The organism is Klebsiella sp. C349492, from assembly GCF_042055345.1.
GTDB lineage: Bacteria > Pseudomonadota > Gammaproteobacteria > Enterobacterales > Enterobacteriaceae > Klebsiella > Klebsiella scottii.
In genome coordinates this window covers 47,058-59,717 of sequence record NZ_JANQCE010000009.1, presented here as the reverse complement: position 1 = coordinate 59,717, position 12,660 = coordinate 47,058, and the positions used below count along the sequence as shown (strand labels likewise).

At 54.3% G+C, this 12,660-nt stretch carries 19 protein-coding genes; 5 read left to right on the top strand and 14 right to left on the bottom strand.

The window, feature by feature from the left end; all coding sequences use genetic code 11:
* Positions 1–9: 9 nt before the first annotated feature.
* From NWP14_RS25605 to NWP14_RS25565, 9 genes are all read right to left on the bottom strand, one after another.
* Entirely contained in the window at positions 10–183 is a 174-nt protein-coding gene (locus NWP14_RS25605; protein WP_375216187.1) for a hypothetical protein, read from the bottom strand.
* Positions 170–1,138, bottom strand: a complete 969-nt coding sequence (locus tag NWP14_RS25600; RefSeq protein ID WP_375216186.1) for a DNA adenine methylase — start codon at positions 1,136–1,138, stop codon at positions 170–172. Before NWP14_RS25600 ends, NWP14_RS25605 begins: the two co-directional genes overlap by 14 nt.
* Positions 1,131–1,325: a hypothetical protein gene (locus NWP14_RS25595; protein ID WP_375216185.1), complete on the bottom strand. Its 195-nt coding sequence runs from the start codon at positions 1,323–1,325 to the stop codon at positions 1,131–1,133. The genes NWP14_RS25600 and NWP14_RS25595 overlap by 8 nt, the downstream gene beginning before the upstream one ends.
* A 232-nt stretch (positions 1,326–1,557) precedes the next feature.
* The gene (locus tag NWP14_RS25590) at positions 1,558–2,103 is read right to left on the bottom strand and encodes a 3'-5' exonuclease (protein WP_375216184.1); all 546 of its coding nucleotides are present in this window, start codon (positions 2,101–2,103) and stop codon (positions 1,558–1,560) included.
* Positions 2,100–2,324: a hypothetical protein gene (locus NWP14_RS25585; protein ID WP_375216183.1), complete on the bottom strand. Its 225-nt coding sequence runs from the start codon at positions 2,322–2,324 to the stop codon at positions 2,100–2,102. Before NWP14_RS25585 ends, NWP14_RS25590 begins: the two co-directional genes overlap by 4 nt.
* A 68-nt stretch (positions 2,325–2,392) precedes the next feature.
* Positions 2,393–2,665 carry a hypothetical protein gene (locus tag NWP14_RS25580; RefSeq protein ID WP_375216182.1) on the bottom strand — a complete coding sequence of 91 codons (273 nt, stop codon included), beginning with the start codon at positions 2,663–2,665 and terminating at the stop codon, positions 2,393–2,395.
* 9 nt (positions 2,666–2,674) lie between these two features.
* Complete coding sequence (locus NWP14_RS25575) at positions 2,675–3,082, bottom strand: hypothetical protein (protein WP_064181598.1); 408 nt, start codon at positions 3,080–3,082, stop codon at positions 2,675–2,677.
* A gap of 16 nt (positions 3,083–3,098) precedes the next feature.
* Entirely contained in the window at positions 3,099–3,317 is a 219-nt protein-coding gene (locus tag NWP14_RS25570; protein WP_064181599.1) for a hypothetical protein, read from the bottom strand.
* A 26-nt stretch (positions 3,318–3,343) separates the two neighbouring features.
* Positions 3,344–3,616, bottom strand: coding sequence for a Cox family DNA-binding protein (locus NWP14_RS25565; protein WP_047662805.1), 273 nt, complete (start codon positions 3,614–3,616; stop codon positions 3,344–3,346).
* 153 nt (positions 3,617–3,769) lie between these two features.
* Here NWP14_RS25565 and NWP14_RS25560 point away from each other — a divergent pair, with 153 nt between their 5' ends.
* The gene (locus tag NWP14_RS25560) at positions 3,770–4,063 is read left to right on the top strand and encodes a helix-turn-helix domain-containing protein (protein WP_064181600.1); all 294 of its coding nucleotides are present in this window, start codon (positions 3,770–3,772) and stop codon (positions 4,061–4,063) included.
* A 69-nt stretch (positions 4,064–4,132) separates the two neighbouring features.
* On the top strand, positions 4,133–5,113 hold the full coding sequence (locus NWP14_RS25555; RefSeq protein ID WP_042943998.1) for a tyrosine-type recombinase/integrase: 981 nt from the start codon (positions 4,133–4,135) through the stop codon (positions 5,111–5,113).
* Between the two features lie 184 nt (positions 5,114–5,297).
* Here the strand turns inward: NWP14_RS25555 and cpxP are convergent, their stop codons facing one another.
* On the bottom strand, positions 5,298–5,801 hold the full coding sequence (gene cpxP / locus NWP14_RS25550; RefSeq protein WP_095105372.1) for a cell-envelope stress modulator CpxP: 504 nt from the start codon (positions 5,799–5,801) through the stop codon (positions 5,298–5,300).
* 149 nt (positions 5,802–5,950) lie between these two features.
* On the opposite strand from cpxP, the gene cpxR reads away from it, so the two are divergent.
* Entirely contained in the window at positions 5,951–6,649 is a 699-nt protein-coding gene (gene cpxR, locus NWP14_RS25545; RefSeq protein WP_004203671.1) for an envelope stress response regulator transcription factor CpxR, read from the top strand.
* Positions 6,646–8,019 carry an envelope stress sensor histidine kinase CpxA gene (gene cpxA / locus NWP14_RS25540; protein WP_041143428.1) on the top strand — a complete coding sequence of 458 codons (1,374 nt, stop codon included), beginning with the start codon at positions 6,646–6,648 and terminating at the stop codon, positions 8,017–8,019. Before cpxR ends, cpxA begins: the two co-directional genes overlap by 4 nt.
* A gap of 39 nt (positions 8,020–8,058) precedes the next feature.
* Here the strand turns inward: cpxA and yiiM are convergent, their stop codons facing one another.
* Together yiiM and sodA are read right to left on the bottom strand one after the other, a co-directional pair.
* Positions 8,059–8,733 (bottom strand): 6-hydroxyaminopurine reductase, encoded by a 675-nt coding sequence (gene yiiM / locus NWP14_RS25535; RefSeq protein WP_331833602.1) that lies wholly within the window; start codon positions 8,731–8,733, stop codon positions 8,059–8,061.
* A 71-nt stretch (positions 8,734–8,804) separates the two neighbouring features.
* Positions 8,805–9,425, bottom strand: coding sequence for a superoxide dismutase [Mn] (sodA, locus tag NWP14_RS25530; protein ID WP_375216181.1), 621 nt, complete (start codon positions 9,423–9,425; stop codon positions 8,805–8,807).
* Between the two features lie 291 nt (positions 9,426–9,716).
* On the opposite strand from sodA, the gene rhaT reads away from it, so the two are divergent.
* Positions 9,717–10,751, top strand: a complete 1,035-nt coding sequence (gene rhaT / locus NWP14_RS25525) for an L-rhamnose/proton symporter RhaT (protein WP_095105366.1) — start codon at positions 9,717–9,719, stop codon at positions 10,749–10,751.
* Between the two features lie 5 nt (positions 10,752–10,756).
* Here rhaT and rhaR read toward each other — a convergent pair whose 3' ends face one another.
* On the bottom strand, positions 10,757–11,605 hold the full coding sequence (gene rhaR, locus NWP14_RS25520; RefSeq protein ID WP_223261845.1) for an HTH-type transcriptional activator RhaR: 849 nt from the start codon (positions 11,603–11,605) through the stop codon (positions 10,757–10,759).
* A 72-nt stretch (positions 11,606–11,677) separates the two neighbouring features.
* Positions 11,678–12,514, bottom strand: coding sequence for an HTH-type transcriptional activator RhaS (gene rhaS, locus NWP14_RS25515; RefSeq protein WP_095105364.1), 837 nt, complete (start codon positions 12,512–12,514; stop codon positions 11,678–11,680).
* Between the last annotated feature and the right edge of the window lie 146 nt (positions 12,515–12,660).

Below are 12,660 nucleotides of genomic sequence, written 5' to 3'. Positions count from 1 at the left end.
TGCGGTCCCTCAGATCGTTACCGTGTCGCCGGGCCTAACCTGGCGGGCTTCTTTTTCGCTATCGCGGATGATGATCGTGTTGCTGTAATCGCCGTAGCACAGCACCTCCACCTCGACGACCCAGAAATGGCGATATGGACGAACGTCCAGAACTCGCGTCACAACGGCATCAAGCGTGTTCATCAGATGGCTCCCCGTTATCGAATCCGGCGGCCAGGTCAAACCCGATCCACATCACCGCCGGCCGCAGATGTTCAGTGGCGCTCGTCCAAGCTCCACATGCGCCAGAGTTGCAACCCACTCCGCCGCGAAGAACGCCGATCACTTCACCGGCCATATCGCGGCTTTTGGCGCTAACAGAACGGCGCACGCTGAAGGCATGGAGATTGAAAGCGGAATAGATTTCGCGGGTTTCCTGGGTATCGCTGTTGGATATCACCGAGCAGGTACCGTGCTGGCGATGAGCATCGAGCAGGGTTGTAACTAGGGCGCGATGGTCGTCCAGGGTAAACGGCTTGCCGTAGGCGGTGAAGTTGGCGGTTTCGCTGGCCGGGATATAGGGGGGGTCGCAGTAAATTACTGAGTCCGGCCGATTCTTCGCGATGTACGGAATGGAAGTGCGAAAATCATTGCAAAGAAAGAGCGCGTTGGTATCCCGCGCTTTTTCGGCGAATAAGCGCATTTCGGCTTCGGGGAAATATGGCTGTTTATATCGGCCAAATGGCACATTAAAACCGCCGTCCAGATTTGTACGATAAAGACCGTTGAAGCAGTGGCGATTCAGGTACAAAAATGATGCCGCCCACCGTACAACGTAATCATCTGCACACTCGTCATCCCACGACAGGTGGTTGAACAACTTGCGCTCTTCGTAATAGCTATCTTCGTTATTGCCATTTCTGAACAGGTTCTTAGCGATCGCTATCAATCGTTCTGTGTCATCTCTGAGCGCTAGAAAGAAGTTGATCAGCGCGCGATTGCTGTCGCAGAGGACGTAGCGGCGGTATTCCGTGTTCATGAATACGGTGCCGCTGCCAACGAATGGCTCAATCAGGCAATCAGCTTTCGGCAGGCGCTTCAGCAGCTGCGGCATCACGCGGGTTTTACCGCCGGCCCATTTGATCGGGGACTTAATCACGGTTCGCCTCCATCGCGGTGTATTTCTGGATTAACGGGTCAAGCACCAGATTCATCAGGTTAACGAGGGTCTTCGCGGCCTCCGGGCTTTCCAGCACACCGATCGCTGTCGCGTTTGCGAGATTGAGTGTTTTGGCTTCGCGTAAGGCGGCCAATGCGCCCTTGGCGCATTCGGGTGACCGGTTCATTTGCGGTATTCCTGGTTGTAGGTCTCGTGGGTCATCAGCCGCCACTGCTGGCCGCCGTTCTTACTGAGCAAGCGCCAGCGGCGACCAATACGGATCACGAGATAGGCATGCGGCATGACGCGGGAGAAATTGCGCTGACCGCGGGCGAAGCATTTCAGGGCGGCTAGCGCCCTGGTGCAGACAGGCAGCGGTGCGCTGCATATAACGGAGAGACGCGGATACATGGCGGCCCTCACAGCGATTCAAAGTGCGGGGAGGTCAGGCGCTGCCAGATCTCGCAGGTCTGCTCGGCGCGATAAACGGCATCGGTTAGCACGTAGCTTTTGGAGCGGCGCGGATGCGGGGCGTAGCCGGTGACACCTGCAATGTGGATTAGCGTTGAGAGATTGCGAACTTCAAATGGCGGTAGGAATGGCTCCAAGTCATACCGAGAAACGGCATGCGCCAGCGCCGCAACACTAAGCGAATCACCAGCAGACCAGCAAAAGAGCTTCTCGTGCTTTGACGCTGTTGACGCAATAAAGCGGCAGGCACCCGCGACAGCATCGATCGCGCTGCACGTTGCATTGATGACCTCGGCCCGCTGTGCTGAATCCCCCTTCATGAGCTGCAAGATCGCTTCTGGATAAATACCGCCGACTGTTGTGATATCAACAGCACGGTAGTATCTGGGGCCGATCTTCCCGGTGGATGGCTCAAAGAAAGCGCACTCGATGGCAAAAATGGGGGAGTCAGGAGATTTCCCCAAGACGCGAATATCTAACATGACGTTATTCATTGCTTGTTACCCTCGTTAATGGTTAATTCGCGGGCGTTGGCCCATTGTTCGATTGATGAATAAATCTCTTCCGGGGTGGCGCTTTCCTTTTTCAGCTGGCCGACATAAATGCGCAGCAGGCCCAGAAGGTGGGCGCGTTCGTGCTTCCGAGCGTTGGCGCTTATTTCCACAAACTCTGGATCGCTAATCCCGCCATCCAGTTTTATTGACGTGATCGACATGCGACCTCCTGAAAAAGGAAAAACGAATCCCCGGCAAAATGAATGCCGTTATTTTTAATGCTGGTTAATTAGTGGTTAGAGCGCGGCTTTCTTTTAGCCAGCTTGAATAACCTTTCGTGCCAGTGATACAGAAAATCAATAAAGGTTATTCGCGCGCGCGCATGATTACCGCGAATTTCCTTTTCCAGACCGTAAATAATTAAATCAATTGACGGGCTGTTTGCTGGTACGCCAATGACGCAACCATTTTTCAGGTGAACAGTAAAACCCTGCTCTGCGTTCTCTACTGCCTCGCGGATCAGCATTTCCTGTGCCCATGATGTTTTCTCTTCTGTGAACATGACGCGCTCCTATCCCCGAGAATAGAGTTGTGGTTTTCTCATTTGGCGGGGGATGTTCGCCATTGTCTCTTTCAGCTGTTGTACCATCTCCGGCGTAAGTTCCACTGTTACCGCCAGTGGACTAGCAAACATCATAGTCTTGCCTTTTGGGTCAATCGGCTCTGGCTGTTCGGCTTCCAGTGACAGCAAATCGTATGGCTTAGGGATGTCGCCATTAGTGATCGAAATGATGATGTTGCGAAGCTCTTCCAGAGTGGCTTCATCATTCTCGCCCTGGAGCATCGCAAAATGATAAAGATGGGATACGCCGTGGCGTAAAAGTTGATGTGAATAATCGTGGTTCCATTCCAGAAACTCTTTATTGAAATGGAAGCATTGCAACAGTGAGTTAATTTTGTCGGCGTATTCTCTTTTCATTTTCTACCTCGGCTATTTAATGAATGGTGAAACGTTTGTTATTCATAATTCGGTCTATCGTTTTGCAGGCTTCAGCTAACGCAAAATCAATTCCGAAGTAATGGCCGCCATGCGTAACCTGATACCGCTGGCGGCTATATGGTTTTTTGCGCGGGAGCTTCAGAATAGTAAAGCCACGATAAAGGCTGGTTTTACTATTCAGCTGCGAGACCGCTCCGCCAATTCCACTTTTCATAGAGTTGCTCCCTGAGGCGGTTCGCATTAAAGCCCCATCCACAGCAACCAGGCATCACGCTGCTCTACCGGGCGGTTGTAGTACGCCTCGCGCACTGCGCGATTAAACTCGGGGATATAAACCCAGCGCTCACCTGCGCGGGCGTTGGGTTTGTTGGGGTCGCGCAGCTCGATAACCGGTAGCTTTCTAGCCTTGATCATTTCCTCAACTGCGGTCTTCGGTTTGCCGATTAGCTCGGCGAACTTCTCTACATGAACGGCGTCAAGCGGGTATTTGATCGCGTAATCGCTCGCTTCCATCATTCACGCTCCTGTTAGCTCGTGTTAATCTCGTAAGATCCAGCCCTTTCTAAACCGTTTGAAAACGTTCTAGCGGCTGGTTTTTACGCCTGATAAGGTTTCCCAATGGGTACCTTTGATGGGAATATAGTCTCCACAAGGAAACCTTGTCAAATGAAAATATCGGAGAAGTTGCGGGAGATCCGTAAGGCTGAAGGGTTAACGCAGAAAAAGTTTTGTGAAATTAGCGGGGTAGCTCTTAGTTCACTGAAGAACTATGAGGGAGGCCATAAAGACCCTGGGATTCAAATCGTAACGCAAGTAGTAAACACACCGCAGTTCCAAAAATACACCCTATGGTTGATGACCGATAAGACTGCGCCCCAGGCTGGTCAGATCGCACCGGCCCTCGCACACATTGGGCCAGAATCAACGGAATCAGACCAATCCGAGAAACAGATTGGTTAACAGTTTATAAATCTTACATTTTCACTATTTGTTACCAAGATAGTGAAATCTGCGCCGGAGGGCTTTCTTATGTCGATTAAGAAGCTCGATGATGGTCGCTATATGGTGGACATTAGACCTCGCGGGGCAGCAGGACGCCGCATCCGCAAGACGTTTGACAGAAAGGCTGAGGCTGTTGTGTTTGAGCAATACACGATAGCGAACGCAAGCCAAAAAGAATGGGCAGGAAAGCGCGCCGACCGGCGGCCTTTAAGTGAGCTGCTCAATGCCTGGTGGCGGTACCACGGGCAAAACCATGAAAACGGCAAAAAGGAGTTCAATCACCTGCTGAAGACGATTAATGGCCTGGGCGATCCCGCTGTAAGTCGGCTGAGTAAAAGGGATTTGATGGACTACCGATCCGGCCGTTTGAGTGCCGGGATTAAGGCATCAACGATTAATCGTGAGATGTACCGGTTATCCGGCATGTTTACGAAGTTAATACAGATCGAGGAGTTTGGCGGGCAGCATCCCGTTAACGGGCTTCCACCACTGGCGGAAGAAAACCCGGAGATGACATTTCTGGAGCGGGAAGAGATCAGCAATTTGCTGAACGTTCTGGAGGGGGATTCTCTTTTAGTTGCCCTGTTATGCCTGAGTACCGGCGGAAGATGGTCAGAGGTCGCCACGCTGAAGCGGTCAAATATCGTTAACTGCCGCGTCACGTTCCTGAAGACCAAGAACGGGAAAAAGCGCACGGTGCCGATCTCTGAAGAACTGGAAAGTAAGGTGAAAAAAGAGGCCAGCGGAAAGCTGTTCAAAGTGGACTATGAAAGGTTCTGCAAAATACTGCGGGAGGTGAAACCGGATATCCCGGAGAACCAGGCAACGCATATCTTGCGCCATACCTTTGCGAGTCATTTCATGATGAATGGCGGGAATATTATCGCCCTGCAACAGATCCTGGGGCATGCAAATATTCAACAAACGATGGTCTACGCTCACCTGTCGCCTGACTACCTGCAAAACGCGGTTACGCTGAACCCGTTGCAGGGAGGAATTGCGGCATAAGGTGCGCCCCGAAGTGTCCACATACTGTCCACGCTTCGGGAAATTTGAAAGTGCTCCAAACCTTCACAACTCTTTTTAAGTCGTTGTTTTAGCTTGAATACAGAGGTAAGTGATTGATAAAAAAACCCCTCCATCATGGAGGGGAAGACAGGGATGGTGTCTATGGCAAGGAAAACAGGGTTTGTTACTGGGGTTGCACGGTATTGCTACTACTTGAAAGCATCTTCGCTGAGCCTTTCTGCATCCTTACAACCTCACGCAACTGATCCATTCGCTGCTGGTGCTTAGCATTTAAAACCGCTTGCTGCTCTGGCGTTAACAGGTGGTACATCTGGTTGCGAACCTTCGCCATTTCGATCTGGCGGTCAACCTGTTCCTGCGCCATCTTATCGGCCTGAGCGCGCACAGCGTTTTCATCAAATTTTTCTGCGGTGACAAGGCTATGCATTGTCTCCATTTCGCTAACATTAACGGGTAACCTATCGTGGCGTGCCCGTTGCATAAGATCTCGTAACTGCTGTCGTTGCTGTTCGGTTAAACTTATGCCATCAAACATATGGCCCTGACTGCTGCGCTGCGCCCCGTCTTCTCCGGGGAGCCAGTTAACGCTGGTAACGACTTCAGCGGCCTGGCTATAAGCACTTAGCGCCAGCGTTGAGGCCATGACGGCAGCAATAACATTGCGCATCACATACTCCCAAAACGTTTGTGTCGCGATTCAACGAGAGACAGTTTACGATTCGGGCTGCAAACATGCGTCAGGGGGTGTAAAACAACGTAAAGTCATGGATTAGCGAGCCTTGATGACGTAATTTCTGCCTCGGAGGTATTTAAACAATGAACAAAATCCTGTTAGTTGATGATGACCGGGAGCTCACCTCCCTGTTAAAAGAGCTGCTCGATATGGAAGGCTTTAACGTGCTCGTAGCCCATGATGGGGAACAGGCGCTGGCTCTCCTGGACGACAGCATCGATCTACTTTTACTTGATGTGATGATGCCGAAGAAAAACGGTATCGATACGCTTAAAGAGTTGCGTCAGACACACCAGACTCCCGTTATCATGCTAACTGCCCGCGGTAGCGAGCTGGATCGCGTTCTCGGCCTTGAACTGGGCGCGGATGATTATCTGCCTAAGCCGTTTAACGATCGTGAGCTGGTGGCGCGCATACGCGCGATTCTGCGCCGCTCCCACTGGAGCGAGCAGCAGCAAACTACCGAAGCCGGCTCACCGACGCTGGAGGTTGACGCATTGAGCCTCAACCCAGGCCGTCAGGAAGCCAATTTCGATGGTCAAACGCTGGAGCTGACCGGAACGGAGTTCACCCTGCTGTACCTGCTGGCGCAGCATCTTGGCCAGGTGGTCTCTCGTGAGCACCTGAGTCAGGAAGTATTGGGCAAACGCCTGACGCCGTTCGACCGCGCCATCGATATGCATATTTCTAACCTGCGGCGTAAGCTGCCGGAGCGTAAAGACGGCCACCCGTGGTTTAAAACCCTGCGTGGGCGCGGCTATCTGATGGTCTCAGCTTCATGATTGGAAGTTTAACCGCACGCATCTTCGCTATTTTCTGGCTCACGCTGGCGCTGGTGTTGATGCTGGTTCTGATGCTGCCCAAGCTGGATTCGCGCCAGATGACCGAACTTCTGGAAAGCGAGCAACGCCAGGGCATCATGATTGAGCAGCACGTTGAGGCCGAGCTGGCGACCGATCCACCCAATGATTTGATGTGGTGGCGTCGTCTGTTTCGGGCGATAGATAAATGGGCTCCGCCGGGACAGCGCCTGCTGCTGGTCACCAGCGAAGGGCGTGTTATCGGCGCAGAACGCAACGAAATGCAGATTATTCGCAACTTTATCGGCCAGGCCGATAATGCCGATCATCCGCAGAAAAAACGCTACGGTCGTCTGGAAATGGTCGGCCCGTTTTCCGTCAGGGATGGCGAAGATAATTATCAGCTCTATCTGATCCGCCCCGCCAGCACGTCACAATCAGATTTCATCAACCTGCTGTTTGACCGTCCGCTGCTGCTGCTTATCGTCACCATGCTGGTCAGCGCCCCGCTGCTGCTATGGCTGGCGTGGAGTCTGGCGAAACCGGCGCGTAAGCTGAAAAATGCGGCCGACGAGGTCGCCCAGGGGAACCTGCGCCAGCATCCGGAACTGGAAGCCGGCCCGCAGGAGTTTTTGGCCGCCGGGACCAGCTTTAACCAGATGGTCACCGCCCTGGAACGGATGATGACCAGCCAGCAACGTCTGCTCTCCGATATCTCCCACGAGCTGCGCACGCCGCTTACGCGCCTGCAACTGGGCACCGCCCTGCTGCGCCGCCGCAGCGGCGAGAGCAAAGAGCTGGAGCGTATTGAGATGGAAGCGCATCGGCTGGACAGCATGATCAACGATCTGCTGGTGATGTCGCGCAATCAGGCCAACAACGCGCTGGTCAGCGAGACGGTGAAAGCCAACCAGCTGTGGGGCGAGGTGCTCGATAACGCCGCCTTCGAGGCCGAGCAGGTAGGAAAATCGTTCACCGTGGAGTACCCGCCAGGGCCGTGGCCGCTGTACGGCAACCCCAACGCGCTGGAAAGCGCGCTGGAGAATATCGTACGCAACGCGCTACGCTACTCGCACACCCGAATTTCGGTGAGCTTCTCGGTGGATAAAGACGGCATCACGGTTAACGTCGATGATGACGGGCCGGGCGTCAGCCCTGAGGATCGCGAGCAGATTTTCCGCCCGTTCTACCGCACCGACGAAGCGCGCGATCGCGAATCAGGCGGTACCGGCCTGGGACTGGCGATTGTCGAAGCCGCTATTCAGCAGCATCGCGGCTGGGTGAAGGCCGACGACAGCCCGCTGGGCGGCCTGCGGCTGACCATCTGGCTGCCGCTGTATAAGCGCACCTGACGAGGTTTCCCCCGGCCTGCGCCCGCAGCCGGGGGAGCATTATTTTCCCCACAATCTGCGGGAATTATCTTCGATCTGTCCGCTTAAGCGCCGCTTCTGCATGGTGCGGCTCCAGCTTACCGATAGCCCTCCAGCAGAGAGCAGGCGATGATACTGCTCATCATCAAACGGCATATGCCAGGCAATCGCGCCGGCCTCATGTACGCTGACATCGCTCACCCGGGACACCAGCTCCAGCGGCGCGTCGCAGGACACCACGCCCCCCGCCACCACCCGATACAGCCAGCCGGTTTTACCGCTATTCTGCATGAGCTGGGCCATATCGCTGATGGAAAAATGGAAGTTGAGCTTAAAGCACGGCGATCGCGGCTGCGTCACCTGAATCAGCGCCTCGCCCCAGCGAAAGATATCGCCGATATAAACGTTTTTCTCGGTCATCCCTTCTGCAGAAAGGTTTTCGCCGAAGGCCGGAGCGCAGAAAAGGTCGGCCTGCTGGGGGAATTCACGGGCCCAGTCGGCGTAGTGCTCACGCGGGTACTGGCATAGCGCCCGATCCGGACCGCCATGAATTTTCTTTTCCGCCTGCTCATCGCCTTCCAGCCCCAGATCGCCGAGGGTTAACTCACCGTCGACCTGGATTTTCCCGATGGCGCTCGGACGGCTTCCTTCGTAATCCCTTATTTTGCCTACAAAGACGTTCACCGGATAATGCATCTGCTGCCCCCTGCTACAGGTATAAAAAAAGCGAGTCATCAGACTCGCTTCTCGGTCAGCACAATGCAACCTTATTTTTTGGCGGCAAAACGCGCTACGGCTTCGTCCCAGTTAACCACGTTCCAGAACTCTTTGATGTAGTCCGGACGACGGTTCTGGAATTTCAGGTAGTAAGCGTGTTCCCACACGTCCAGGCCCAGGATCGGGAAGCCGGAAGCGCCGGAGATGGCTTCACCCATCAGCGGAGAGTCCTGGTTCGCGGTAGAAACCACGGCCAGTTTGTCGCCTTTCAGCACCAGCCACGCCCAGCCGGAACCGAAACGAGTGGCTGCCGCTTTCTCAAACTCAGCCTTGAAGTTATCAACGGAACCGAAATCGCGCTCGATAGCCGCTTTCAGGTCGCCCTGCAGGGTGGTACCGGTTTTCAGGCCTTTCCAGAACAGGCTATGGTTAGCGTGACCGCCCGCGTTGTTGCGCAGAGGGCCTTTTTTGTCAGCCGGCAGCTGATCCAGTTTAGCGATCAGCTCTTCAGCAGACAGATCGGCGAATTCAGGCAGGCTTTCCAGCGCAGCGTTGGCGTTGTTAACGTAAGCCTGGTGGTGCTTAGTATGGTGGATTTCCATAGTCTGCTTGTCGAAATGCGGTTCCAGGGCGTCATAAGCGTACGGCAGGGCTGGCAGTGTAAAACTCATAATCATCTCCATTATTGTCGAGCGGCTGAGAGTGTTAAGGCCGCGTAAGCAGTTGGTTCATTATAGTTAATTAAATGATATTGAAAACGCTTATCAATGCCGTATTTTTAATAAGGTTATAACAGAGTGTGATACCTGCGATTTTGTGAGCTGGAACAAGTAATTAAGCTGTTGGTTGCCAGGGTTTCCCAACACGTGGCAACAGCCTGAAGGCGATAAAACTGACCGATTTTTACACTCATCGGGTCGGAAGAAGATTTATCCGATAAAAAATAGATGAGGATAAAATCAATGAATCACGCGATTACGATGGGTATTTTTTGGCATTTGATAGGTGCGGCCAGTGCAGCCTGTTTCTATGCTCCGTTCAAACAAGTTAAACAGTGGTCATGGGAAACCATGTGGTCTATCGGCGGGATTGTCTCCTGGCTGATCCTTCCCTGGACTATCAGCGCCATGCTGTTACCTGATTTTTGGGCCTATTACGGCTCCTTCAGCGCCTCGACTCTGCTACCGGTCTTCCTGTTCGGCGCGATGTGGGGGATCGGCAATATCAACTACGGCCTGACCATGCGCTATCTCGGCATGTCGATGGGGATCGGTATCGCCATTGGTATTACCCTGATCGTCGGTACGTTAATGACCCCTATTCTCAACGGTCAGTTCGAGGTATTAATCAATACCAAAGGCGGCCAGATGACGCTGCTCGGCGTGCTGGTCGCGGTGATTGGCGTGGCTATTGTGACCCGAGCGGGGCAGCTGAAAGAGCGCAAAATGGGCATTAAAGCCGAAGACTTCAATCTGAAAAAAGGCCTGCTCCTGGCGGTGATGTGCGGTATTTTCTCGGCGGGGATGTCGTTTGCGATGAACGCCGCCAAACCGATGCACGAAGCCGCCGCGGCGCTAGGGGTCGACCCGCTGTACACCGCCCTGCCTAGCTACGTGGTCATCATGGGCGGCGGCGCGCTGGTGAACCTCGGATTCTGCTTTATTCGGCTGGCCAAAGTGAAGAATCTGTCGATAAAAGCAGACTTCTCGCGGGCAAAACCGCTCATCATCGCCAATATTCTGCTTTCCGCTCTCGGCGGCCTGATGTGGTACCTGCAGTTCTTTTTCTACGCATGGGGCCACGCCAGCATTCCGGCGCAGTACGACTATATGAGCTGGATGCTGCATATGAGCTTCTACGTTCTGTGCGGCGGGCTGGTTGGTCTGGTGCTGAAGGAGTGGAAAAACGCCGGGCGCCGGCCGGTCGGCGTACTCAGCCTCGGCTGCGTGGTCATCATTATCGCCGCCAATATTGTCGGCCTGGGAATGGCGAACTAAATCACCTAAGCGGCGACGCGACTGCGTTGCCGCCACTGCCCCGGCGTCATGCCAATTTCACGGTTAAAGACCACCGAAAAGTAGTTACTGTCTTCAAATCCGCACAACATGGCGATTTCGCCAATCAGCCGCTCCGTATGCTGCAGCAGGTACTGCGCGTGGCAAATTCTCAGCTGACGTAAATAGTGGTTGATCGTCATCCCGGTCTGCTGGCGAAACTGCTGACGCAGGGCGCGCTCGCTGCACGCTTCCCGCGCGCAAAAACGATCGAGGAAAAAGGGCCTGTTCAGGCTGCCGGCCAGCTCGGTCAGCAGTTTATCGAGCAGGGCTTCACTTTGGGTCGCCGCCAGGTTATCGGTCGCGTAGCGATGGCGGTGCAGGATCAGCGCCAGCTGGGCAAACAGCAGTTCGGCCATCTGATTAGCCTGGGCATCGCTGCGGGTGCTCTCCTGCTCAAGCTGGGTAATCACCTGCCGCACCTGGGTCATACCGGAGCTGCCAATCCGCCAGTGCGGGAGCCACGGCGTACCAAACAGGCCGGGAATATGGGCCGCCCAGTCAAAGTTGAGCCGCAGCCGATCCGGACAGTAGATGACGTTTTGCAGGACCAAATCGTTAACCGACGCGTAGGAGTGCTTATCTTCCGCGCGGATATAGAACAGATCGCCGCGGGTAATGCGCCACGGGCGATCGTTAAGCACGTGCAGGCCGTTTCCCCGCCATACCAGCACCAGTTCGCAGAACTCATGGGTATGCTCGGCGAAGACGTTTTGCGGGTAGCGATCCGCTACCGCCACCGCCTGAGAAGGTGAGGCAAAAAACTCATCTTTGCGAAGAATCAACTGACCGGCCACCGCGACAACTCCAGGCGCAAATAACGTTTCATTATTCGCATTTTGCTTGCTAAAACGTTGACTGCTCTCGCGTTACTGAAGAATGGCGTCGCGCCCCTGGCGGATATCACGCGGCGACCAGGAAAACTCGCGGCGAAAAAGCGTCGAAAAGTGGTTACTGTCGCCGAATCCGCAGTGATAAGCGATATCCGTGACGCTGTCATCGCTGTGCCGCAGCAGATGGCGCGCCTTCATCAGCCGCACCCGGTTCAGGTAGCGCTGCGGCGTCAGGCCGGTCTGCTGCTTGAGCTGACGATGCAGAGTGCGCAGCGACAGCGAAAACTGAGCCGCCACCTCTTCCCAGCAAACATCCTCGGCAAAGTGATCTTCCAGCCACGCCATCAGGTGATTGAGCCGCGCCTCGCTATCGGCGGCCCCTTCCGCGAGGCTGCTTTTGCGCAGCAGCACCAGCAGCTGCATAAACAGAATCTCCCGACTGGCAATGGTATGCACATCCGACTCAGCGCCGAGGCTTTCCATCTGGTTGACGAGCTGCCGCACCTGCTGCAAGGCCCCCTGATTAACCCGCCAGTGCGAGAGATAGTTGCCCTCCTGCTCCTGCGGCAGCAGCTGGCTGACCCCGTTCAGAAAGCGAAACGCATCCGGCGCGCGGTAGAGCACGTTGGTCAGGCACAGATTATCGGTATGTTCATAAAGATGGCGGTCGTGATCGCGAATAAAGCACACCGAGCCACCGCTGATGGTATAGGGCTGGCCGTTGAAAACGTGGATCCCCGTCCCGTGCTCAACGATAACAATTTCATGGAAATCGTGGTGATGTTCCGGAAACGCCGACTGAGGGAGGCGTGGCTCAATAGCAACAGCAGAAGTACCGGACTTAAAGAAATCCACACTGTGCAATACGGTCATAGCAGCCCCCTCGAAATGAGAAATGTTATCAATCAGTGTGGCAAATAGTAATTAAGGACCGGCAATCCGGCCTTCAATTTTCGACCGCAAACGTCGTAAAGCCTGCCGCTTTTTCAAGAAACAGCCGGAAAGATCGGGAACTGCGG